The organism is Bacillota bacterium, from assembly GCA_013314855.1.
Taxonomy (GTDB): Bacteria; Bacillota; Clostridia; order Acetivibrionales; family DUMC01; genus Ch48.
This window is the reverse complement of sequence record JABUEW010000065.1, coordinates 1-23617: the sequence shown is the minus strand read 5'-3', so window position 1 is coordinate 23617 and position 23617 is coordinate 1. Positions and strand designations below refer to the sequence as shown.

Here is a 23617-nt window from a genome sequence, read left to right as displayed (position 1 = left end):
GAGGTAATCACGAATTCTCTTACTATGTTCAACGTTGATGCTGACAGCGAAGACGAAGATTAAAGACATATATAACAAAATGGGAGTATTGAACATGCTCTCATTTTTTATTGGGATGGCATTCATATTCAATACAAAAAGTATTAAATATTATGTCGAAAATGGAGGAAAATTGGAAAATATGCCGAAGAAGATAGTAAGCAACAGGAAAGGGAGGTAATATTTATGGACATTACCAACAGGAGCAAACTTTATACCCTCGGTAGGCTAGTATTGATATTATGGGTACCTATTCTAATCTACTTTATTATTCAAAACGCATTCGAAAATATTTTCAGCAGTCCTGCTGCATCTCTTATAATTGCCTTGGCTGTAGTTATGATGCTGGCTCCCATCATATACTCCTTATGGTTCAAACCCTTTATTAGTATTTCAAAACTCTTAACTGAAGCTGAAGACGCGACATAGCCACCTATCTAAAAAAAGCAAACCATGTAAAAATCAAAGACAACACCCATTTTCAGGTTGCCAAGTCAATCGAACAAATCTTTCAAAGTTTTTTCAGAATTATCGGGAGGATGGAAAGAACATCGGATGAACTTAAATTTTACGTTAATAATTTTTCAGTAGACACTGAAAATGCAAATACAGCAGCACAGCAAATAACAGTATCAATAGAGGAAATAGCTAACGGAGCCGGGGAACAGGCTTCGGCAGCCCAGGAAACATCTGAAAGCATAAACAGCCTGCTGAGTATGGCTGAGAAAATTGATCAGGAAACCGGCAAAGGCGATGCTATTATCAAAAACATGGTATTAAAGGTGGAGGATACAAAGAAAGTTTTGGAAGGGCTATTAGAGCATTTAAAATTATCGGCTGAAGAAAGCAGCTACTCTGTGAACAGCATGAAAACCCTGAAGGATAAAACATCAAAGATAACGGATTTTGTCAATGTTGTTACAGAAATCACCGAAAGGACCAACCTGTTGGCCCTAAATGCTGCAATAGAGGCTGCCCGGGCCGGAGAACACGGTAGAGGTTTTTCAGTGGTGGCTGAAGAAGTAAGGAATTTAGCCGAGCAGTCGGCCAGGGAAGCAGAGCAGATTAAAAATCTCGCCATGGAAATTCAAACCGAAGCCCATAAAACAGCAGAGCAAATAGTAAAAGGCCAGGATAAGGCAAAGGAGAATATCAGCAGAGGCGACAGCTCAAGGGTATTTTTTGATGAGATGGTAAGCGGGATCAGCGAACTGGAAAGGTCAATGGACAATATAAAACAGCTGTCTTTAAATCAGGTAACCAATGTCCGATCAGTATTCGATGCAGCCGAAAAAATGGCAGCGGTGTCGGAGGAGACGGCAGCAGGGGTCCAGGAGGTTGCAGCTTCGAGCGAGCAGCAGATGGAATCCTTCCAAAGAATAAAGGATAATGCTAAAAGACTTGATGTCATGGCGAATGATCTGCATAATATATCTTCAACCTTCATCGCTAAATATCAAATGCCTGAGGAAATCAAGGCAAATATTGAAAAGGCTAAGGATGAACTGGTACGGCTGTCCAGGGAAGAGTTTGTAATAAAAAACAATATTGAAATGGAAAGAAAGGCCTTTAACCAGCTAGTAAACAAATGTATTGGCGTTTCCTTTGTTTGTAACAGAGATATGAATGGAGATAGCATATATATAACCACAGAGCAAAAGGTAGACACTGTCGTCTACCGTCCTTGGTTCCAAGAGGCAGCAAGGGGTAAAGTTACTGTTTCAGATCCCTTTATAATCACCCACTCCAATAAATTAAGCGTTATCATAGGAGTACCCGTAAAGGACGGAAGTGAGCAGGTGGGCGTATTGTCAGCGGGGATGGAGATATGAAAGTAAATGCCAACAGAGCGGCTATAGGCATCGTTATGGCATGAGTTTCGAAGAGAAGAGGAAGCAAGAGAACTGTCCGAAACCACTGAAAAAGTGTCCATTTTGAACTACTTCTGCAGTGGTTTCGAACGGTCTGCCATCCCCTTACTTCATTATCAGCTTTGGCAGCTTTGGGCTTAATTATACTTTAAATCTCTGCAGGGCTCTCTGAAGCCTATCAGCAAGCTCTGCCAAATTCTCCGCTGATGTCGCCATTTGCTGTATAGCTGCCGTTTGTTCCTCTGTAGATGCCGCTACTTCTTCAGTTCCTGAAGCATTTTCCTGTGCTACACTGGCGATATTCTCTATCTCTTCTCCAACCACGGCGGCGTTTCTGTTTATGGTTTCTGCAGCCTTAGCAACTTCCTGTATCTGATTAGTCACTTCTACAGCTACTTTCATTATCTTGTCGAAAGCCTTCGTAGTCTCATTTACCACTGCTTCCTGATTCCCAACAATGGTTTCTGCCTTATTCATTTCTGTCACAGCTTGCTCTACACTCATCTGTATTTGATTTATGAGTTCTGCGATTTTTGAGGTGGAGAGGCGGGACTCTTCAGCCAGTTTTCTAACTTCTTCAGCAACTACCGCGAACCCTCTCCCCTGATCTCCTGCCCTGGCGGCTTCGATAGCTGCATTTAAAGCCAACAGGTTAGTTTGGTCGGCAATGTCGCCTATTACATCGATAATCTGTCCGATCTGTTTTGATTTATCCGATAGGGCAAATATCTCCCTGCCAACATTAATGGCTGCCTGCTTATTTTCTTCCATTTTTCTTTTTTGGAGCTCCACTGTCTCGACCCCTGCCTCAACCGTTTCCTTTGCCCTTTGGGTTAGCTCCTTGGCATTATTAATATTTGCTGCAATCTGATTCAGCCCTGCTACAAGCTCCTCTACCATTTCACTGCCCTTTGAAGCCGATGTTGCCTGTTCGGTGGCCCCCTTAGCAAGGTCCTGGGTAGTCAAAGATATCTGCTCGGCTGCCCGGCCGGCTTCTTCAGCTGATGCTGCCATCTGCTGGGATGAGGAAGCCGTAGTCATTCCCGTTTCCCTCATTTCCATGAGCAATTCCCTCATGCTTTCAATCATTTGGTTGAAGTTGCTGGCCAGCACACCGACTTCATCTTTGGTCGTTATGCTGACCCTGGTCTGCAAGTTTCCTGAAGCAACTTCTTTGGTAACCCTGGCCATTTCCAGCAGCGGTTTTACGGTCCTGCTGACAATTATAATCGTTACTATGGACATTAAAATCACAGCTGCAAAACCAATTATTACAGCATTGTTTCTAAGCTTGTTTACGCTCTTGGCCACCTCTCCATAGGTGGTAGTCATAGCCATAGACCACCCGGTTGTTTTGAGGGGGAAGTAAGCTGTGATCTTTTTCACACCTTCAAATTCGTAGTATCCTACACCGTGTTCACCTTCAATCATTTTATGGGTGACTTCAGCCAAACTCTTGCTTTCGTGTTCAAGAAGATTGCTGAATAAAATATCTTCCCTGGGATGAACTATAGCCTCTCCTTTGTTGTTGATCATGTAAGCGTAGCCCGTATCTCCTAACTTTTCAGCATCAATTACGCTGGATATTTCTTTAAACTCAAGAGTCCCTGCAATAAATCCGGCTACGCTGCCGCTGTCGTCTTTAACCGGTGAGACAATTACGACAACTTGCTTACCTGAAATCTTTGATATCATAGGATCTGTTATAACCGTTTCACCATCCATTACCTTTGAAAAATAATCCCTGTCGGCTACGCTGCCCGTTTGACCTGTAGTAGCTATATAATTTCCTGATTTATCGGCTAAGAAGAACATTTCATAGCCCTTAAACATATTTTTTCGTTCGGAAATATACTCTTCTATCAGTTCCCAGTCCATGGACTTTACCGCCCTTGTTTCGGCTAACAATTCCACTTGCATTCTATAGGTCTGAAGCTTTCCTTCAATGTCGGTCACTAGCATCTTAACCTTACTGAGGGCCATGTCCTCTATATCCTTAACAACTATTTTCTGGGCAAGAAAATACCCGCTCAAGGATAGCCCTGCAAATCCCAAAATCGCCAGTACTAATACTGGCACCAAAATCTTTAGTCTTAAGCTCTTCATAATACGTACTCCTTTGTTTGAAATTTTTTTACTTGCAGAAATGTATCTCCCAATTGCCTCTTTACATCTTCCAAACTCCCATCCTTGTACCCGCTAATAAATCTTGCTTTGAATATTAATATAAACGTTTATTCTCCTTCAGTAATTTTTTAATTTCCCTGGCAGGTAACGGCTTGCTGAAAAGATAACCCTGTATATTGTCACATTGCTGCTGTTTTAAGATAATAAGCTGCTCTTCGGTCTCCACGCCTTCAACCGTTACCTTATAATTAAGCTTGTGGGCTATATCGACAATGGCGGATATAATTGCAGTATCCTGTTGGTTCACGGCAATGCTTCGGACAAAGGAACGGTCAATTTTGAGGTTATCCACCGGAAAATGTTTTAAATAACAAAGTGAAGAATAGCCTGTCCCAAAATCGTCCAGGGAAATTCGCACTCCCATTTCTCTCAACTTGCGCAGCACCTCAGAGTTCAAACGCACATCCTTCATGACAATGCTTTCTGTGATCTCCAGTTCCAGGTAACACGGTTCAAGCCCTGTCTCGTTTAATATATTCTCTACCGTCCCGACAAAATTATGTTGCCTGAACTGAAGCGCCGAAAGGTTTACCGCCATGTGCAAGGGAGGAAAACCTGCGTCTTGCCATGCTTTGTTTTGGGCACAGGCGGTACGCATCACCCATTCACCTATAGGTATGATTAATCCTGTTTCTTCAGCCAAAGGTATGAATTCTGCCGGAGGTACCATGCCTAAACCGGGCCGCTGCCACCGTATCAAAGCTTCCACCCCGGTAATTTCACCGGTACCTATATTCACCACAGGCTGATAATAAATTTTAAATTCTTTCCGTTCGAGCGCATGTCTTAAACTATTTTCCATATTGAGCCGGTCTAAGATGGCAAGATTCATGCCTGAAGTAAAAAATTGGTAGTTGTTTCCTCCCAGATCTTTTGCGCGGTACATTGCTATATCAGCATTCTTTATCAGGGAATCTGCGTTATCTCCATCGGATGGGTAAATACTGATGCCTATGCTGGCAGTAATATATAATTCATATTCATTTATTTTGAAAGACTGTTGGAATACTCTAAGTATTTTTTGGGCAATCCTTGCCACTTCTCCGGCCTGCAAGACCTCCGACAATATAAGAATGAATTCATCACCACCCATACGAGCGACAGTATCCACTTCACGTACAATACCTGCCAACCGTTCGGAGACATTTATAAGCAATTTATCACCTATGGCATGTCCCAATGTATCATTAATGTTCTTGAATCTATCCAGGTCAAGAAACATTACGGCCAGCATCTCCCCGCTGCGGCGTGCGTGGGCCAGTGCCATAATAAGACGGTCCTTGAACAATAGACGGTTAGGCAGTGACGTCAGAATATCGTGGTACGCCTGATATTTGACGGTTTCCTCTGCCTGCTTACGCTCTGTGATGTCCTGCAGAGTTTCTATTGCTCCAATAACCTTGCCCTCGATATTTCTAAGCGGTGCAGCCGTTATATGCAGCCACCGGCCGTTTTCACCAATTTCGGGGAAAAAAACCTCACTTTCATACGCCCCCTGAATCAGTAACGACTTTCTGCACCTACCCTGATAGTATTCGTCCATCACCTTCTCAGGTGCACCATCAACGATAAGATCAGCCAGAGTGCACCTTTCCTTGGAATAAAAAGGCATCCACTGCTTTCTTGTCCCGATTATCTCCGATGCAGACAGTTTTGTCAGAGCCTCGCAGGCATTATTAAAGCAGGTGACAACATGGTCCTTATTAATAACAAAAGTAGGTACAGGATTCCCTGTGACAATATCTACAATAGCCTTTTCTTCGCACAGACTACGTTCCCTGAGCGTTCCGGTAACAAGAGAAACTACAATAAGCATTGTGACCCGGGAAAAATCTTTTATAAATGAAGTAAAAGAAAACACAAAGGCATATGGAGCCATCAAACATGCTCCGAGCAAGAGGGCCACCCAAACACTCCGCTTCCCCCAGTAAAATCCTGCTAGAGTTACAGGTACGTAGAAGAAATGGACAAATACAACATGAATGCCTCGGATAACATAATAGTAAGTCATTCCGATACAAAGCATAATAAGTAAAATCATAATGCTAACCTTTGAGAAGTCTTTGTCAAAAAAGTACCGTCTCACTGCTTCCTTTACCCTGTTTTTCATTGGATACATACCCCCAAAATATAAAGCAGTTACCCTAATTTTTCTTTTGTGCCCTCCACTAACGTTTTATTCAAATCCAGTAGAATTCTCCTTTTCACTTAACTTAAAAACAACAAGCTGCCTTTCTTTCAAAATAACCCTCCCCTTTAGTTTTATTGATTATTACATCTGTACTGGAGTATCATTTTTATTCCCCAACACATTCATCCATTAAATTAATAATACTAATTCTTTGATAGTAACTATGAGTATAAGGTACCATTATAGTATATTATTAGAACAAGGTTGGACTATGTTTGATAAACTTATACATATTATCCATTTGGACAACTTACAGGGAGGGTTTATTGTGAATAGAATAAAGTATTTTACTCAAGAGGAACTGAAAAGAATCTTTAAGAGCGTTGAAAAGACAAAAAATAATAATAAACACTGGTTAAGGGACCTATGTATTTTTAGGGTGGCATATAGGTGCGGGCTCAGGGTTTCCGAAATAGGCCTCTTACAAAGGTGTAATTATAACAGCTTGAGAGGTGAAATTTACTGCCAGAGATTGAAGGGTTCGCAAAACAATACCATAAGACTTGATAAAGAAACCGTAATATTTTTGAACTCGTACATAAGGGAATATAAAATTGAACATTCGGATACTCTCTTCAAAAGCCAGGAAAAAAGGCCCATATCCCGGCAAATGCTTGATAAACTTATAAAAAAATATTGTAGTTATGCAAAAATTAATGACAATAGTAAGTGGCATTTTCATTCGCTAAAGCATTCTATAGCGGTTCATCTGGCTGAAAGCGGGTTAGATATAAAAGAAGTCCAATATTACATAGGACATAAAAATGTAAATAATACTTTAATCTATTTCCAGTTTACGACTGCACAGCAGGAACAGATGTACAAAAAGTTAGAAAAGAGCAAGATGCTGGTATAGAGCACTGAGAGGTATATGAAGCAAATGATTCAAAGGTATCATCCCAAAAAATATGAAAAGTTTTAATATGATTAAAGGAATTTTGCAGTGCTTATAGAATATTTGTAAAAGAATATAATATAATAGAAGTAAAAAGGGTAAACCTGTCGAAAGACAGGGACACAAAGCTACGAGCCTAATGCAATAAATTGCTACGGCAGCCGGGTTGCCGAAATAATAATAAACCTACCTAAATCGGTCAGCCTATTAAGGTAGGTTTTAATTTAGAAATACTATTAAAAGTTATTCAAAATGGATATACTGTCTAACTTTATTATACATCGAGAGTTCTTAAATATTCCGTAAACCCTGGATTCCCGCATATACATAACGACGAATTATTCAATCGTTTTATTTGCAAGGCTTGTATCAATGTCATGTGTTCGGTTGCCTCGTTATGTGTGTAAACGCCTAACGAGGCATATATGCTGTTGTATCAAGGGTTTAAAACTATATCGTTATGTGTTACCGGGAATCCAGGGTAAACCTCCGAAGACAGATAAGACAAACTGGAATCGGGAGGTTTTTTCTATGACTAAAATTAACAGGAGAAAATTTGTATACTGGATCTTACCCGAGTTCGACAGTTGCTAGATAAACAAAGTTCGAGTGCGGCTTGCAGACTGCATTAGCGGTCTGTAAAATATTGGGCGTGTTTCTATGCATATCTATGTGGTTTTTGCCTCGAAAGCCAGTATTTCCGGGGGGGTTGCTATGTTTAGACGCTTGAAAATATTCTTTTGCATTTTATTGATTTGGGTCCGTTGTTTCACGTAACCGCCGTCCGTTAAGAATTCAACCAGGTGGATCTTATCTGCCGCTTTGACAATCTCCCGCCATGTGTGGCCGGTTTCGTTCTCAGCAATGCGTATCAGCAGCAATCCCAGCCAACAAAGCAATACATGTGCTCTGATCCGATCGCTTAAACGGTGATAAATAGGACGGATCTCAAGGGTCTGCTTAATGGTACGAAAAGCGTCCTCAATATCTACCAACTGCTTGTAGCCTAATGCCACATCCTCAGGACGCAGGGTGTCGTCTGATGTCCGTATGAGATATTTGCCGTCCAGTTTTTCTTCCTGCTTGATTTTTGCCTTGTCCAGCCGGGGTTGGCCGTTACTGAGAAGTTTTATGTATCTCCCGTAGGCGGGGTGTGCCACAAGCCTGCAAATACTCTTTGTATGGGCTTCGCCTTTAAGTTCTCCTATGGCATCCAACTCCTCCTGAAGGCGTTTGATTGTTTCTTCCCGTTTTTCCTTATCCCTTTTTTCTTGAGCTGGATTTCTAACAAGGACATAGCGTTTTCTGGCTTTGCCATCGCCAACGATGATTTCCTTGATCTCCATCTTCTCATTAACTTTTGTGAATGGGCCTCGTTTGGATAAGGCTTCTTCCACATCCTTTTTCCCGCTGCGGAGCTTTTCACCGATAATGTAATGTCCACCGCCTCGCTGCAAGGTACGAAGGTTATCATCCGAACAGAAGCCACGGTCCATAACGCTTATCACTCTACCCAGCTTCCAGCCCATCAGGTCCTTCTTGACTTCCTCTACGACGGACATATCTGCAGTATTGCCAGGCCAGCTCCAGCAGCGTACAGGAATACCATCCCTGGTTACCGCCAATCCAATGACTGTCTGAGGACGGTCGGGACGGTGATCCTTGCTGTTTCCGTACTGCCTGATGTTCTGCTTCTCACTGTCAGCCTCATCGGCACCTTCAATTTCAAAATATGTTGAGGTAGTATCGAAATACAGAAGATCCACTTCAAGATTCAACAGGTTGGAAACCTCAAAGAAGATGTTCTTCTGCAGTTCTTCCTGGGCTTCAAGGAGGAAGTCCATGGAACGATACAGGTTCTGGACCGGTATTTCAGACAGTCCATCAATATGGACATCCTGTTTCACCCAGTCTTCTACAGCCAGTTTGCTGCCAGGTGCAAGTACCCTGTTCGCAACCATGGCAAAGACAGCACGTTCTACCGGTATTTTATAATTTCTGGCCAATAGCAATGCCTCAATCTCCTGTTTGATGTTCAGCCTTCTCCACAGCATATCCAAAAGATATGTACCGCCCATAGGACGGCTGGAAAGGCACTGTACATTCTGTTTGTCCCGGTTGCAATGCCTGACAAACTCCTCAGGTCCCAGGAATTTGGCAACACTGGCCAGAAGTCTCTCCAGAGCATCACGGTCGACCTCCTCTTCCCGACCGAAGTTGTATAAAACTTTGACTTCAGAACGCCTTTTGTCTGGATTCCATTCATTGTGTGCCAGCTGGATATATGAAGTTATTGTACCGTTTTTGTTTTTTCGTGTAGTTTTTCTTATATACATATCTATATTATATATGTGTATTCAGATTATGTCAAGATATTATCTATATAAACGTGTATCTATGCAAAAATAAATTTTTAGCGCCTTCAAAGCTGAAAACCGCTATTTTACTGGGTTCTTAATTCTCTAAAGTCTTAAATATACCTATTTACTGTCGAACTCGGGTCTTAGAAAGGAAATAAAAAGCCCTGCAAACGTATTATTTGCAAGGCTTAAAACCTGGTGCGCCCGAGTTTTATATTATTCATTTTTTAAATGTGCAGACAAGGGAGGAGCATATGCCCAAACAATTTTAAACGGTTCATCGCCTACATTTCGGATTTCGTGTTCCACTCCCAAAGGGGAATAGATCGCGGTACCCGGGTACAGATCGTATTCTTCACCATCACATATTAATATACCCTTGCCCTGAATGACAAACATAGCTTCTTCCGAATCCTTATGGGAGTGCATAGGGATCTTGCTGCCCACTTCGGTTACATTTGTACCCATTGAAATCTGTGTTGCCCCTACGGTATGCTCACTTATCAAAATCTTTGAGACCCTTGCTGGTATTCTTCTTTCTCCTTCTATTTCGCTTTCTCTTACTATTACTTTGGCCGCCATGTAATTACTCTCCTTTCAAATTTATTAATACATCCTGCTATGCTAACCCGCATAATAATAGGGGTTGACAATATTCAACGTTATTCGATACTGATTTACCCTCCGGAAAGGTAAGGAAACAGTTCAACAATATCACCATCGCTCAATGAACATTCAGCAGTATTCCATCGCCCATTCTTGACTATTAATCCCACTTCGCCAATTGGTACTCCCATCTCTTCCAATAGATCTTTCAGAATTACAGGCTCTGCTGCCGGGATTTCCACTCTCTGTTTGCCGGTATAGTTTGTTAAGTTAAGATGTAACTTCACCGTTATCATCTTTAATCACCTTCGCATCATTCTATCACGGCTTTTTCCATCTCTTCCCTTGGCAGGTCGAATACGGATTTTACAGGCTGCAGCTCTTCGTAGTAACAAAACTCCGGAAGCCTATCCTGGGCCGGACTTATGCCTGCTTTAACGTTAAATTCTCTTTCAATGCTTACAGTCTCATGGCCGACATCCCATATATTCTCTTCATCGAAATCACTTCCTAATAGTGCATTGACTAGACCAGGCAGTATTGACAGGTCCTTAAACAACGGTACCCGCGCAAATATGCAAAAACCCAGACTATCAAGAGTAGCCATTCTTCTCTGCAGATCCTTTGATAGCTTGCCCTGGTTTTCTTTACCTAATGGATCAACTTCGTTTCTGGCACCAAAACAGTTGCCTGCAGTGTGGTCTGCTCCCATGGGTGACATTGCATAAGTAACACCGTTGCCCTTGAGCGCTCTTGGGTCATACCCGGGAAACCCCTGCCCTTTTGCTGTGGGTATTCTATCACTGCCAAGCACCTGGCCTGTAATCAGTGCGCCATTGCCCAGGACCTTACCCAAGACAGTATTTCTCCTTATCTCATTGAGCAGCGCCATACAGCCTGCTTCGTCTCCAAACTCTCCAAGCCCTTCATCCAGAGCGACGCCTAACGCAGCTCCAATTTCAATAGTATCCAGGCCTAAATCGTTAACCTCTCTATTCAATCTGGCAACCGCATCGAGGTTATCAAAACCAAGATTAGAACCCAACAGGGCAATATTCTCGTACTGTAAAGTGGATACAATACCTTCTCCGTCCGCATCGGGATATACATTGCTGCACTTTATTACACATCCGTTCATGCAGGGGATACCCGTCTTGCCTTTGCCGCCGCGGGCGGCAACAGTTTCATACAGCTTCTCGCCGCTTAATTCCTCTGCATGTTCCCACGAACCATATCTGAAATTCTTTGTGGGAAGAGCCCCCATAGCATTAACAGCTTTAACAATACCTGAAGTTCCGACCCTCTGGTAGATCTCTTTGGTCTTTGGGTCCATCATCAGCTGTCTATTGAAATCCTTTGCAATGCCCATGAACTTATCTTTATCATGATATTCCATAGGTTGAACTCCCTCATCGTTAACAACAATGGCCTTAAGGCCTTTGCTTCCCATTACTGCCCCCATACCTCCACGGGCAGCAAATTTCAGTTCACCAAAGGGGTCATTGGAAGCAATGGCAGCAGCCCTTAGTCCTCTTTCTCCCCCTGGTCCCACACACAGAATACCTACTTTTTGGCCATATGTTTCACGCAGCTTAGCAGCAGTCCGGTAAGTTCCCAGAAGTTTCAGGCTATTATAGGCTATCAGCTCGATGCCTTCTTTATCAATCTTCAGAACATAAGCATTCTCGTTGTACGATTTCCCTTCGACTATTATTGCTTTAATACCGCATCTTGCCAATTTTGCACCTGAAATACCTCCGCAATTGGCTTCTTTTATACCGTTTGTGAGAGGGCTCTTGCCACCAACTGATATCCTGCTTCCGCTCGACACAGCTGTTCCTGCAAGCAACCCCGGGGCAATGATAAGCTTGTTCTCTCTACCCAGCGGCTCACAGTTAGCCTGGACTTCATCATAAGTAATTCTTGATGTTAAAGCCCTTCCGCCCAGCAGCTTGTATTCATCTACCTTGTCAACTCTAACTTGCTTTGTACTCATATCAACTCTGATTATTCTCTGCATTACCCTCACTCCTTGTTCTATTACTGTTCCAGTTCAAGTTTAGACATCATTCTGGATTGTAGTGCGAACGAGCCAACAAGCAGAATCAAGATGATCAGGCTTATCGGCCTTGCGACGAATGAAACCAGCAGACTGCCAACTGACCCTGTATTTATCAACGCCTGCCTGAAGTTTGTTTCAATCATCGGTCCAAGGATTATTGCCAGCACGATCGGGCTTACAGGATATCCCGACCTTTCGAATATGTATCCGATTGCTCCGAATATTATCATGAAGACTACGTCATAGATATTGTTCTGGAGTGCATATGAACCTATCACACACAAAACCGATATAAAAGGTAAAAGATACCATTTGGGTAATTTAAGCATCTTTAACATCAGATTACTGCCTAAAATACCAAATATGTAGGAAAAAAGTATCCCCACTGCCATAAATATTATTATCAGATAAAAATAACGCCTTTCCGTTATCATAAAGGTTGGTCCCGGTAATAATCCATGCATATAGAATGAACCGAGGATAACCGCGCTTACGGAGTCTCCGGGAATTCCTAAAGTCAGCATAGTTGTTATTGCACCGCCTATTGCAGCATCATTGGCGACCTCCGGAGCCGCTACCCCTTCATATGCTCCTTCGCCGAAGGGTCTGCTCGGGTTTTTGATTACCTGTTTAGTAAAGCCATAGGCAACCAGAGAACCAATATCTCCCCCGGTGCCCGGCAGCAATCCAATAATAGCGCCGATTGGTGCAGACCATGTCAGTGAAGGCAATACCTTTTTGATGAGCCTAGGCTTTGGCAGCAAGTCCCTGATTTTATATTGTGTGTCACCGGCCTTAAAGCTCTTTGTATTGCTCAACTGGACAAACACTTCCTTAATTCCAAACAATCCTATCATTGCGACCACATAATGTATACCTCCGCTTAAAAGCTTGGTGCCAAATGTAAACCTCATCAACCCTGTTATCGGGTCCATCCCTATCATGCCTACAAACAAACCGATACAGGCGCTGATCAGCCCTTTTGTGAAATTCCCCTTACTTAGAACAGCAACTAATGTCAGCCCCCATAATGTAATAAGGAAGTATTCCTGTGACCCAAATTTTAACGCTATCACACCTAGTAAAGGTCCCAGGATTGCCAGAAAGGCTAATCCGAAAATGCCTCCGAGCAAGCTGACAAACAGTGCAATGCCTAGAGCGTTGTCAGCTTCCCCTTTCACCTTAAGCTGATGCCCATCGAAGACAGTAGCTACTGCAGCCGCTGTGCCCGGTATATTCAAAGCTATAGCGGAAATCGACCCTCCCATTACTCCACCACAGAAGGCACCGATTATGAAAGCCAAAGCTTCTGCCATATGCCAGCCAAATGTTAAAGACACAACTAAAACAGCGGTCATTGTAACTGTCAGACCGGGAAGTGCACCCATGACTAAGCCGATTATTACTCCAACAAGCGTGTATGCAACTAGAATCAGGCTCATTTATTCGACCCCCTCTGTCAATTCACGGTAATACCACGCTGAATATCCCATGGAACACGAAATATAGTATAGGAACCGTCACCAAAGTAGCTGCAATTGCTTTGAGCAATTTAGCGCCAATCCTGTTTCCGGAACCGTTGATCAAAAGCATTACCAAACACATGAATACTGCGGTTCCAACGTTGAAGTGCAGCATTTTTAAGATCTGTATATAAGCGAACAAGCCTGCACTATAAAGTACTACCTTTTTTATCTCACCGTATTTGCTTTCACTGCCCCCCGTTTTAGCTTTTTCATCCCCATTGTTTTCAAATATCCCTCTTATAAGCGTGATTATTATGCATATAAGCAATACAACGCCTACCAGAAAGGCAAAAACCAATGGGGAATCTATGGACAATAAGCTAATCTTTTTTAGAAATATCAGACTTCCTAAATTTTCAAACATGAGCACGCATACTGTCCCTACAAATAAAATTGATATCAGGTTCAATAGTTTATATTCATTCATCGTATCCACCTCATAAGCTATTCCTCATCATCTTCGAAAATAGCGCCTTGAGGACATATGTTCATACATGCATAACATTCCATGCAGATATCAGAATCAATTTTCGCCTTTGAACTATCCTCATCCATCTGCGCCGCGCCGACCGGACACACTGTTGTGCATACCTCGTCACCATTGCACCTGTTTGTATTTACCTTCAGCATTGGAGGACCTCCTTTTCAGCTTTATCATATCTAAAATCCTGGATTGTTTTATTTTACAGCCTTCCGGCTAAAAACCGGAAGGCTGTAAAATAAAAATGGTATCCGGCACCTGCTGCCTGTTATTGAGGTCTCTTTATTCCGAAGTCAGCGGGTGAATTCGTCGCTCCTCCGACATCGTACAACAGCCACGCTGAACGTGAAGTCCAATCCTCCAGGTATTTGATCGCTTCTTCCCCATCGTAGTCTATTTGAACCAGATAAAGCTTCTTACAGTATTGAGCCCATCTTTCGTCTGCCATCGCCTCATCCATTTTCTCTTTCAGTATTTTTACCACTTCTTCAGGTGTATCCTTTGCTGCAAACAATCCGAAGTAAGGGCCATAGGGCAGGTATTGGGATAGCTCAGGTACGATTTTCCCCAGTGCGGGTATGTCCAGACCCTCTATTGGTTCATTCGTGAATGAAGCAAGGATTTTGAGCTGTCCGCCTTTATAAGCCTCGACCATTCCTTGGACCATCTCAATAGTAGCATTAACCTGGTCGCCCATAACTGCTGTTACGGCTGGGCCTCCGCCCTGAAATGGAACAAACGTGAATTTGCATCCCAGTTCTTTCTCAAGAAGAAGCCCCGATATATGCGGCACTGTCCCTGGTCCTGCTGTGCCTATCCTTAGTTCACCCGGATGCTCCTTTGCATACTGGATAAATTCTTCGGCGCTGCCGAACGGGGACTTAGGCGGAACCGCAAGTACGGGTATTGCTTCGCTTACTAATTTAACCGGTATGAAGTCTCTGGTTGGCGATAAATCCATTGTACCCATGGTCTGCCATATTGACATTATCTCGGAACCGAAAAACAACGTATACCCATCTCTCGGCTGGTTCAACACATGGGCAGCCGCTGTGGCACTGGCGGCTCCGGGCATATTCGTTATGCCGATACCTACGCCCATCTTTTCCTGCAGTACCGGTACAATGCCCCGGGAAATCACGTCGGTTGGCCCTCCCGGTGAAAATCCCACGACCATATTGATCTGTCTCTCCGGATAAGTTATAGTGGGTTCTTGTTTTGCTTCCGGCTGCTGTTGGCTGCATCCTGCTAAAATACTCATGGTAATAAGCAGGATAACAACAGCAACTCCGGCCGTTCTCATTTTTCTCATATAATGGACCCCCTTGTTATCTAGAATATCATCCGTCATTTGCCTCGATTGCGGCATATGTTATTCTTTCCGTATCACTTCCTTTCCTCACAACCCTGTTCTGCTGAAGCGGAATCTAAATATACAGCCTCTCAGGGTCTATTTTATTTCTTAGCATGTAAATTTCTTCATCCGTTGGTTCGTCTGTAGTTTTTACCTCTGCAGGTATGGATACATGAACCCCTGTATTATTCCAAATATCCTGTCCGGTAACACCGGCGTGTATGGATTCCAGCTGAAGCACTCTTTCCTCGTTATTGAAATTGAATACGCATAGATTGGTAATCACCCTCATATCGCTGCACATCGGCATTCCCTGGTCGCTCCGGGAGTTTCCCCCTCTCAGATATCCGACTGTAGTAATGAAATCAACAGCGTCTACAATCTTACGTTTTTCGTGTTTCATGATAATGAAAGTTTTCTTCGCAAATGTTGCAATATCGGCAGCTCCGCCGCTTCCCGTAAAATGCTTGATGTCGTTGCCGTTCCGTATTAAAGTTGAGTTTATGTTGCCGTACTTATCTATCTGTAATCCTCCTAAAAACCCTACATCAACCAGACCCCTTTGCAGTATCTGCCCCAGTGACCCAATGAAGCTGGTAAAGTATTCTCCCTTATACCATAACCTCGGGTCTGCTATGCCTACCCCGGCATCAACGGATTCAGGATTTATTACGCCTATCTCATATATGATATTCAGATTTGGCGCATGGGTATTTTTTGCAAGAAGGGTCGCTATTTGGGGTAAACCCAGCCCTACCACTATATTTTGTCCGTCTTCCAGCATCCTTGCTGCCGTCACCGCCATGAGTTCGTTAGTTGAAAATTTCATAGCCATTGTATTCACCTCAACTTTTCGTATAGCCGTATACAGGATCTGCCTGTATCCTGCTCAACTTATCAAGCCCACGGACTTTATCGATAAACCCATAATGGTCACTCGTGCCTAAAATATATTGCTGGACAAACTTATTGAATTCTTCTTGGGTTTTGTTTACCTTCGCGTAACTGCTTAAAAGCTCGCCGTCATAATCATACGCCTTGTATACTGAAGTGGGATAAGCTCCATAGGGGACCTCAACGACCGCATATGTATAGACGCCTGGAATCACTACTTTTCCGGGATGCTGCTTGACGTATTCATTGGAGATGATTTTATCAACGGTTACTATGAGCTTCTTTGCAGATTTTGCGAGCTCCACATCCCATACGGGCCCTTCAATTATTACGTTTCCTTTTGTATCGGCAAAGGGTGCATGTATAACGGAATATTCAGGCTGCAAGGCTTCCAGCAGAACAACTCTCTCACCGGTGAACGGCGACGCTTCTACCCGTATGGCGCTGTCCTTTTTTGCCAGGTTATCCAGTACATCGGTACCCAGTATGGTTTTGGTAGGGATATACGGGATGCCGAGCGAGCCCGCCAGAAAACGCAGGGATATGCTTAACCCGCTGTATTCTCTAACATCCACCAGGCCCTTTTCGATTGCTTCATTAATTCTGTCAATCTTCCCAAACCTGTCCAGCGACCCTCCACCATAGGAGTATGTCTTAACACAGCCGGCACCCACCAATAAATCCGCATCCATACCTCCTATTATCTCGTACACCTCCAGCCCTTTCTTCCCCTGTCTAATCAGTTCATTTACAAAGGCTACAGGATTTCTTGTAATAGCAAATCCTCCCAGGGCAATCTGCGAACCATCTGGTATTTCACTTACCACTTCATTAAGTTTCCTGATTAGATTTCTCATGGTTTCACCTCTCAACCACGTCCGAAGTCGCCATTTTTGCCAGAGTGAAGCTGCATGCATCTCCCTCAATGTCGATTGGCAGCAGCTCCGGAGACAATCCGCTTTTCAGTTCCAGCGCGTTCATTATTACGTTGGCAATCGGGCAGCCTAAAGGCTGCATATTCGCTGATGAAAAATAATCCCTTATTTCTTTCAGACAGCAGTCATTTACCCTCACACTGAAAGATACCGCATCTTCTGTATACTCTAAACCTCCCACCAGCCCATGCTCTGTAAGATATCCTTTTATTGCCTCGACATCATCCATTCCCTCTTTAATCCTGTCTTTAAAGAAGGATACTCCGGCTGTTGTCAGCCTGTACCGCGCACCCTTGCCCCGCTCATCGTAAAAAGCCTTTTGCACCTCGAACAATAACAATTCCTTGAATTTACTGATTTCACTCATATCGTCAACCCCCTAATTAATTGAATTTTAATCCTGATAGTAAGGTTCTCCGTATTTCTCTTTAAAGGTGAGTTCGTTCAGCGGAATCCTCGGCCTTGGCCGTGCTATTCTGGCAGGCTCTCCGATGGATAATATGGCAAATATCTTGTATTCTTCCGGTACGCTGAAATGTTTCTTCATCTTCAGCTCGTCCCTTATATCGATGCAGGGAGCCACCAGCCAGCAAGCGCCCAGGTCCAGGCTTGTCACGGTCAACAATATGTTCTCTATCGCTGCCGATGTGTCAAAGGGGGCGTCCCAGACTTCTTTCTTCCCAAGTATAATCAATATAATATCTGCTTCGCTTACGAATGCCGAAACGTTTCCTGATGTCAATGTCTTAAATGCATTGGTCTTCTTTTGTTCATCTTCTAACCCTTTAAACCTCTCCTGCATCTGCCTGCTGAGAAATTCTCCCGTAAATCTGCGCCCACTGGCATTTTTCCCGATTTGGGCCAGGAACTCTTTGTTCTTCTGATCCTTTACCACTACAAATCTCCATGGTTGGGCATTTTCACCGGAAGGAGCGAGCCTTCCGCTTTCCAGAATCAATCTCAGGTCTTCCTCGGAGACCTTGCTGTCCGTGTATTTTCTGATGCTCCTCCTGTCTTCAACCACTTTGAAAAAAACGTCCTTTTTACTGTTCATTCCTATACCTCCCGACTCTATGATAGTTGTGCGCCGTACTGCCTCTATTCATCCTATACAGGATGATGGAGAGAATAGATGCTCTTTCCTCCATTCAGCGGTCCCCTAATAACCGCTTCAACAACTTCCCTGTCCCTTTCCGTAACCAGCTCGATTTCAGGAAGTTTGCCAGGTGGAAACGTTCTTCTGATATCGTCATGCAGCTTTATCATATAATCAAACAGCGCCTCTAACCCCTTTTCAGCCTTTGCCGCATCGGCCAGGGAGGGTTTGCCCACAACGCCTTCAGGATACATTATTACCTCCAGCCCCCCGCATCCAATCTGGGCGTGACCCGGAATCGGGAGTTGATATACGTCTCCCCCTTTGTCTATATGGCCTTCCGGCATAAAGCCCTTGGGAACGCTATCCTCCATATCCTCTTTTTTGTTCATCTCTGGGAACAGTGCCAATGAATAGGATGCCTCAACCTCATCCGCATGTCTGAATTGAGTTTCGAAGGGGCCGCCGTGGGCCTTGTCTTTTAAATGCTCGTGTATCACAGTAGGCCAGTTTACGAAGGCGATAACCGCAGGCACCTGATATATCTTTCCAAACTGGTGAATTGCATTTGGTATAACGTACTCCTGTCCATGTCCATTAATCAATATCTGCTTCCTAAAACCTGCATTCCAAAATCCGGCAATAATTGCTCGAAGATAATTGGTGAAAGTCTCTTCAGGTATGATTATAGTACCCGGCATGCCCATGTGTGACCATGGATGCGAGCCAAACCATATCGGCTGTGATACGGTGCATCCAACCTTTTTTGCCACGGTTTCCGCCATTCTTGTGACCAAAAACGTATCTTCACCATAGCACTGACCTCTACCATGGTTTTCCGTGCTTCCTATGGGTATGATAATGATATCATTTTGCTTAAGCCTCTCTTCGACCTGTTTCCCTGTCATGTTTTGAAAATATATGCCGTCCGCCTTGTCCATAGAACCCTTTGAAATCTCATACTTCACTTTTCTACACCTCCAGAAGTTGAATTGAGAATTTTCAGTGACATTGCCTTATAATTTAGAATTGCTTTAACCTTGCCACTTTATCTGATAAAGATAAAGGCTGTTAAAAAGCGTGCACCAAATCCAGCCGTATTGCATGTGCTATACTTCAATTAATGTCTTTAGAACCAAGACAAAACGGCGAAAAAGCATTCTGGTGCTGAGAAATATAGGCTTATGCTTAGAATTTCTGATACATGCGCAAGGGAGCTGGTTGGCAAGAAGTATAATAGATTTAATTCTTGATTTACTTATACTAGCAAATTGTATGCCATTTAATTCCCGTAATAAATACAAGCTTCTGCCAACTGCATTCCTGCTGCCGTATTACAGTTTGAAACACAATTATAACAGTTTGAAATGCCCGAAACCAATTCATTCAACAGAACGCGTCGGCCAAAAACGGCTATAACATAAAGGTTCCGTATCGTTTAGCCAGAGAATTCAGGGATTTTATGACATCCTGCTCAAGGGGTATACCTTCTCTTCGTCTCTTTTCAGCCAGGTTATACTCTATCTCTCCCGGCATAAATATGCCATTGTCTCCTGCAGGGCTGAGGGATTTGATTTTGTCGACTACAGTGTCCATGCTGTTTTTAAATGCATATGCATCAGAAAAGCTGGATATGTTTATTGAGCAGAACATATGCCCAGTTTTTGCAGGTCCGCTCATATCCGTTATGATTTTCACTTCTCCGGTCAGGCAGTTGCCTGTCAATATGCCGCATAAAATATCAATTACCAGTGAGAGGCCAGAGCCTTTAACCCCGCCAATAGGAACAAGGCTTCCCTTCAATGCTTCGTTAGGGTCAGTTGTAGGATTGCCCGTTGCGTCCAGACCCCAGCCTATAGGGATTTGTGTGCCCGTCAACGCAGCATATCTTATCCTGCCCCTTGCGACGGTGGACATAGACATATCCAGTACAATCGGCTTCTCTTTATGTGCAGGCACTGCTATAGACAGGGGATTTGTACCTAATAGCGGCTCAACTGTACCGAACGGAGCTATCGCGGGAGATGAATGGGTAAGGGCTATGCCAATCATGTCTTCCTTCAATGCCATCATTGAGTAGTAAGAAGCTATACCGAAATGGTTAGAGTTTTTTACTCCTACTATTCCTATACCGTATATACGCGAAATATCAATCGCTGCCTTCATTGCTCTATGGCCTGCTATCTGTCCAAACCCGTTTTGGGCATCCAGCAAGGCTGCAGCGCCGTTGTTGCTTTCAAACTTCATCTCCGCATCCGGTGATATCAAGCCTTTTTCCAGCCGCTCCATATACGTGGGTAATCTCACAATGCCATGCGACTTTATCCCCCTAAGATCGGCACATATAAGCGAATCCGTTATTATATCGGCGTGTTTGGCTTGAACTCCCGCCCTTGCCAATACACTTATGCAGAAATCCCTTAATATTTCGCTTTCATAAAGCAATATATCATTCATATTTACCGCCCCTTTCAAGATGATACACTTAACATGAGCAATTATCATGCCACTTGCGGGCAAAGACAAAAAATGCATACTATCAAGGATAATATGCCCTAACTTGGCTTACGCATTTGGAGCGGTATTACATTATTTAAAAATGCATTTTGCATAATGAAAGGCAGTCGAAGCTGTCGACTGGCCTTTTACTCTCTTCCAAGCTGTTTGAGTTTTCTCCACAATGTGGTTCCGCTGATACCCAACTTTTTGGCTGCGAGGGTTTTATTTCCGTTTACTTCGTTCAACACCTTTAATATCATTTCTTCCTCCATATGTTTGAGTACGCCCTCGCTTCCTTCATGTACCATTTCACTATCAAATACCTCTCCGATATTATAGCTCCCTTGCCCGCTCAGCGCTTCAGTGATGATGTCTAAATCTATTTCTTTATCTGAAAGTACTACAGCCCTTTCAATAACATTTTCAAGATGACGCACGTTCCCAGGCCATGTGCAGGAGGCTAATTTATTAAAAGCCGCATCAGTAATTCCAATACCTTCCTTTCCCAACTCTTTTGCCTTTTTAACCACAAAATAATGGGCAAGTTTTTTGATATCTTCCTTTCTTTCCCTTAAAGGTGGTATTATCAACTGCAGCACGCAAAGCCTGTAATATAAATCTTCCCTGAAGCAATCCTCCTTGACCATTTTATGCAAATCTCTGTTGCTGGCTGCAATAACTCGCACGTCAACCGGTATTACCCTGTCATCCCCAATTCTCACCACTTGCTTTTCCTGCAGTACGCGCAGAAATCTGGCCTGAAGCTTTGGCGACATTTCGCTTATCTCATCCAGAAAAATTGTACCGCTGTGCGCCAGTTCGAACAACCCAGGCTTCCCGCCTTTCCTTGCCCCGGTAAAGGCCCCTTCCACATAGCCGAACAGTTCGCTCTCCAGCAAATTTTCAGGAAGAGCGGCACAGTTGACTGCAACAAAGGGTTTGTCTGCCCTTGAGCTCCCATTGTGTATGCTCTGGGCAAACAGCTCCTTCCCCGTCCCTGTCTCTCCCAATATCAATATGGTGCTGTCAACCCGAGCAAACCGTTCAGCCCTCTTTTTTACCTGGCGAATTGCCATACTTTCGCCTATGATGTCGGCAAACCTCGCCTTTGCAACGTGACCCTTGAGAAACAGCTGCTTCCTTATCTGCCTTTCAATCTTCTGCAGTTTCTCCACTTCCTGAAAGGTTGCAACAACTCCCCTTACTTCGTTGTTTACAATAATAGGTATCCTGTTGGTTACTATATCAACCTCTCCAATGCGCTGAAACTCTCCCTTTTCAGGATGTCCTGTCCGCAAAACGTGAAGCATTCTTGTGTTTTTTATTACATCATCTATCAGTTTTCCTATCACCTTGTCTGCGGCGCACCCAACCAACTTTTCGGCAACAGGATTGAATACGGTAATCCTGCCCTTTGCATCTATACCAATAATTCCATCGTAAGCAAAGTCAATAATGGATTTTAATAATGCGGTCTTTTCTTTCTCCTCCAGCTGTACTTCAAGGATATGCTTTGCCTCTCTGATTGCCTCACTGATTGCTTCCTTGCCCGATTCAAGAAGCATCCCATAACATCCGAACTTATTGACGGCGGTATCGACAACTGCATTGCCACCGATAAAAGACCTCACTCCCAATGAAAACAGCTGGGCAACTTTCTTCTCAACTTCCTGTTCACTTTTTACCAAGGCGGTATGGATCTGTATAGGAAACGCCTTTTTCATTTTGTCATTCATTTTTTCAGCGCTGTTCACCAGATTTTCAAAACCAACAACTCCGATATTGTTCGAATACCTCATGGCCTGGCTTATTGCCTGTACGATATCGTACCCATTGATCTCAACTTTCACAACAGGCACCTGCAGATTCTTTTTTATCAGGTTGCCTGTTCCTCCCCTGCTTATTATTATGTTCGCTCCCTGACTCACGGCCTTTTTGGCAATCAAGACTCCTTCGCTCAGGGAACCTTGAAATACATCTATCTGTTCCCCAAATTCAGCTATTACTTCTTTAGCCCTAACCGCCAATTTTTCATCCGGTGAAATGAATACTATCTTGCCTCCCAATATAATCCGCCCCTTATCAGGTAAACTAGCTTGAAGCTGAGCAGTCTTTACGAATCCGCAGCCCTATCATGCCAACTATTTACTATAACTTAAACAAAGCAAATATTAGTGCATTTATTAGTGTATTTTAGTGTATTATAATAATATTTCTTTAAAGCCGCCTATAATCCTTCTCAACCTTGGAAAACAAGCAAAAAGGTCTTATATAAAAAATTCTATATATAGAAATAACATCTTAATATAGCGTACTGAAGACAAACCCTAAGAGGCTTCATGAAAATCCGACTTATGCGAAGATGGTTTAGAGGAAACTTAAGCCTTGCTAAACCATCTTAAGCACGCGCTATCTTTTCATGAAGCCTCATCTTTATGGCACTTTGTCTTCAGTCTGACGCAGCATAATCAGGGGCAGAGTGCACTCTGGCATATTTGTATGGATAAACAACTCTCCTGCGGGGAATACGCTTCCCCACAGGAGATATAATTCAGATTTTTTATTCGGGTATATGCATGTCTGCCTGCCCGGCTTTGCTCTGCACTGCTTCCGGATAATAC

Annotated in this window: 20 protein-coding genes and 1 riboswitch; of the genes, 3 read left to right on the top strand and 17 right to left on the bottom strand. The window is 43.4% G+C overall.

What is annotated here, in order from left to right:
* Nucleotides 1-225: 225 nt before the first annotated feature.
* The gene (locus HPY74_12185; GenBank protein ID NSW91409.1) at nt 226-468 is read left to right on the top strand and encodes a hypothetical protein; all 243 of its coding nucleotides are present in this window, start codon (nt 226-228) and stop codon (nt 466-468) included.
* Nucleotides 469-578: 110 nt separating this feature from the next.
* Nucleotides 579-1871, top strand: coding sequence for a hypothetical protein (locus tag HPY74_12180; protein ID NSW91408.1), 1293 nt, complete (start codon nt 579-581; stop codon nt 1869-1871).
* Nucleotides 1872-2051: 180 nt separating this feature from the next.
* Here the strand turns inward: HPY74_12180 and HPY74_12175 are convergent, their stop codons facing one another.
* Together HPY74_12175 and HPY74_12170 are read right to left on the bottom strand one after the other, a co-directional pair.
* The gene (locus HPY74_12175) at nt 2052-4016 is read right to left on the bottom strand and encodes a HAMP domain-containing protein (protein NSW91407.1); all 1965 of its coding nucleotides are present in this window, start codon (nt 4014-4016) and stop codon (nt 2052-2054) included.
* 115 nt (nt 4017-4131) lie between these two features.
* Entirely contained in the window at nt 4132-6207 is a 2076-nt protein-coding gene (locus HPY74_12170) for an EAL domain-containing protein (protein ID NSW91406.1), read from the bottom strand.
* Nucleotides 6208-6499: 292 nt separating this feature from the next.
* On the opposite strand from HPY74_12170, the gene HPY74_12165 reads away from it, so the two are divergent.
* Nucleotides 6500-7144, top strand: a complete 645-nt coding sequence (locus HPY74_12165; protein ID NSW91405.1) for a tyrosine-type recombinase/integrase — start codon at nt 6500-6502, stop codon at nt 7142-7144.
* A gap of 126 nt (nt 7145-7270) precedes the next feature.
* Nucleotides 7271-7357, top strand: a riboswitch (cyclic di-GMP riboswitch).
* Nucleotides 7358-7851: 494 nt separating this feature from the next.
* On the opposite strand, the gene HPY74_12160 is transcribed toward HPY74_12165, so the two are convergent.
* The 15 genes from HPY74_12160 to HPY74_12090 all read right to left on the bottom strand — a co-directional run bounded on the left by HPY74_12160 (nt 7852) and on the right by HPY74_12090 (nt 23062).
* A complete protein-coding gene (locus HPY74_12160; GenBank protein ID NSW91404.1) occupies nt 7852-9519 on the bottom strand; it encodes an IS1634 family transposase in 1668 nt (555 codons plus the stop codon).
* 240 nt (nt 9520-9759) lie between these two features.
* Nucleotides 9760-10125: a cupin domain-containing protein gene (locus tag HPY74_12155; protein ID NSW91403.1), complete on the bottom strand. Its 366-nt coding sequence runs from the start codon at nt 10123-10125 to the stop codon at nt 9760-9762.
* 95 nt (nt 10126-10220) lie between these two features.
* A complete protein-coding gene (locus HPY74_12150) occupies nt 10221-10445 on the bottom strand; it encodes a hypothetical protein (protein ID NSW91402.1) in 225 nt (74 codons plus the stop codon).
* Between the two features lie 17 nt (nt 10446-10462).
* Nucleotides 10463-12169, bottom strand: a complete 1707-nt coding sequence (locus HPY74_12145) for an aldehyde ferredoxin oxidoreductase (protein NSW91401.1) — start codon at nt 12167-12169, stop codon at nt 10463-10465.
* A 20-nt stretch (nt 12170-12189) separates the two neighbouring features.
* Complete coding sequence (locus tag HPY74_12140; GenBank protein ID NSW91400.1) at nt 12190-13653, bottom strand: tripartite tricarboxylate transporter permease; 1464 nt, start codon at nt 13651-13653, stop codon at nt 12190-12192.
* Nucleotides 13654-13675: 22 nt separating this feature from the next.
* Nucleotides 13676-14164 carry a tripartite tricarboxylate transporter TctB family protein gene (locus HPY74_12135; protein ID NSW91399.1) on the bottom strand — a complete coding sequence of 163 codons (489 nt, stop codon included), beginning with the start codon at nt 14162-14164 and terminating at the stop codon, nt 13676-13678.
* A 17-nt stretch (nt 14165-14181) separates the two neighbouring features.
* Nucleotides 14182-14367: a 4Fe-4S binding protein gene (locus HPY74_12130; GenBank protein ID NSW91398.1), complete on the bottom strand. Its 186-nt coding sequence runs from the start codon at nt 14365-14367 to the stop codon at nt 14182-14184.
* 119 nt (nt 14368-14486) lie between these two features.
* Nucleotides 14487-15530 (bottom strand): tripartite tricarboxylate transporter substrate binding protein, encoded by a 1044-nt coding sequence (locus HPY74_12125; GenBank protein ID NSW91397.1) that lies wholly within the window; start codon nt 15528-15530, stop codon nt 14487-14489.
* 115 nt (nt 15531-15645) lie between these two features.
* Complete coding sequence (locus tag HPY74_12120; GenBank protein ID NSW91396.1) at nt 15646-16407, bottom strand: hypothetical protein; 762 nt, start codon at nt 16405-16407, stop codon at nt 15646-15648.
* A 10-nt stretch (nt 16408-16417) separates the two neighbouring features.
* Nucleotides 16418-17323 carry a CoA transferase subunit A gene (locus tag HPY74_12115; GenBank protein NSW91395.1) on the bottom strand — a complete coding sequence of 302 codons (906 nt, stop codon included), beginning with the start codon at nt 17321-17323 and terminating at the stop codon, nt 16418-16420.
* 4 nt (nt 17324-17327) lie between these two features.
* A complete protein-coding gene (locus HPY74_12110; protein ID NSW91394.1) occupies nt 17328-17768 on the bottom strand; it encodes a hypothetical protein in 441 nt (146 codons plus the stop codon).
* A gap of 27 nt (nt 17769-17795) precedes the next feature.
* The gene (locus HPY74_12105; GenBank protein ID NSW91393.1) at nt 17796-18455 is read right to left on the bottom strand and encodes a nitroreductase family protein; all 660 of its coding nucleotides are present in this window, start codon (nt 18453-18455) and stop codon (nt 17796-17798) included.
* A gap of 53 nt (nt 18456-18508) precedes the next feature.
* Complete coding sequence (locus HPY74_12100; protein NSW91392.1) at nt 18509-19438, bottom strand: creatininase family protein; 930 nt, start codon at nt 19436-19438, stop codon at nt 18509-18511.
* A 472-nt stretch (nt 19439-19910) separates the two neighbouring features.
* On the bottom strand, nt 19911-20954 hold the full coding sequence (locus HPY74_12095) for an Ldh family oxidoreductase (GenBank protein ID NSW91391.1): 1044 nt from the start codon (nt 20952-20954) through the stop codon (nt 19911-19913).
* Nucleotides 20955-21142: 188 nt separating this feature from the next.
* Entirely contained in the window at nt 21143-23062 is a 1920-nt protein-coding gene (locus tag HPY74_12090) for a sigma 54-interacting transcriptional regulator (GenBank protein NSW91390.1), read from the bottom strand.
* Between the last annotated feature and the right edge of the window lie 555 nt (nt 23063-23617).

Coding starts and splice junctions, on each gene's coding strand:
- HPY74_12185 (NSW91409.1), top strand. CDS start 226: ATGGACATTACCAACAGGAGCAAACTTTATACCCTCGGTAGGCTAGTA.
- HPY74_12180 (NSW91408.1), top strand. CDS start 579: ATGGAAAGAACATCGGATGAACTTAAATTTTACGTTAATAATTTTTCA.
- HPY74_12175 (NSW91407.1), bottom strand. CDS start 4,016: ATGAAGAGCTTAAGACTAAAGATTTTGGTGCCAGTATTAGTACTGGCG.
- HPY74_12170 (NSW91406.1), bottom strand. CDS start 6,207: ATGAAAAACAGGGTAAAGGAAGCAGTGAGACGGTACTTTTTTGACAAA.
- HPY74_12165 (NSW91405.1), top strand. CDS start 6,500: ATGTTTGATAAACTTATACATATTATCCATTTGGACAACTTACAGGGA.
- HPY74_12160 (NSW91404.1), bottom strand. CDS start 9,519: ATGTATATAAGAAAAACTACACGAAAAAACAAAAACGGTACAATAACT.
- HPY74_12155 (NSW91403.1), bottom strand. CDS start 10,125: ATGGCGGCCAAAGTAATAGTAAGAGAAAGCGAAATAGAAGGAGAAAGA.
- HPY74_12150 (NSW91402.1), bottom strand. CDS start 10,445: ATGATAACGGTGAAGTTACATCTTAACTTAACAAACTATACCGGCAAA.
- HPY74_12145 (NSW91401.1), bottom strand. CDS start 12,169: ATGCAGAGAATAATCAGAGTTGATATGAGTACAAAGCAAGTTAGAGTT.
- HPY74_12140 (NSW91400.1), bottom strand. CDS start 13,653: ATGAGCCTGATTCTAGTTGCATACACGCTTGTTGGAGTAATAATCGGC.
- HPY74_12135 (NSW91399.1), bottom strand. CDS start 14,164: ATGAATGAATATAAACTATTGAACCTGATATCAATTTTATTTGTAGGG.
- HPY74_12130 (NSW91398.1), bottom strand. CDS start 14,367: ATGCTGAAGGTAAATACAAACAGGTGCAATGGTGACGAGGTATGCACA.
- HPY74_12125 (NSW91397.1), bottom strand. CDS start 15,530: ATGAGAAAAATGAGAACGGCCGGAGTTGCTGTTGTTATCCTGCTTATT.
- HPY74_12120 (NSW91396.1), bottom strand. CDS start 16,407: ATGGCTATGAAATTTTCAACTAACGAACTCATGGCGGTGACGGCAGCA.
- HPY74_12115 (NSW91395.1), bottom strand. CDS start 17,323: ATGAGAAATCTAATCAGGAAACTTAATGAAGTGGTAAGTGAAATACCA.
- HPY74_12110 (NSW91394.1), bottom strand. CDS start 17,768: ATGAGTGAAATCAGTAAATTCAAGGAATTGTTATTGTTCGAGGTGCAA.
- HPY74_12105 (NSW91393.1), bottom strand. CDS start 18,455: ATGAACAGTAAAAAGGACGTTTTTTTCAAAGTGGTTGAAGACAGGAGG.
- HPY74_12100 (NSW91392.1), bottom strand. CDS start 19,438: ATGGACAAGGCGGACGGCATATATTTTCAAAACATGACAGGGAAACAG.
- HPY74_12095 (NSW91391.1), bottom strand. CDS start 20,954: ATGAATGATATATTGCTTTATGAAAGCGAAATATTAAGGGATTTCTGC.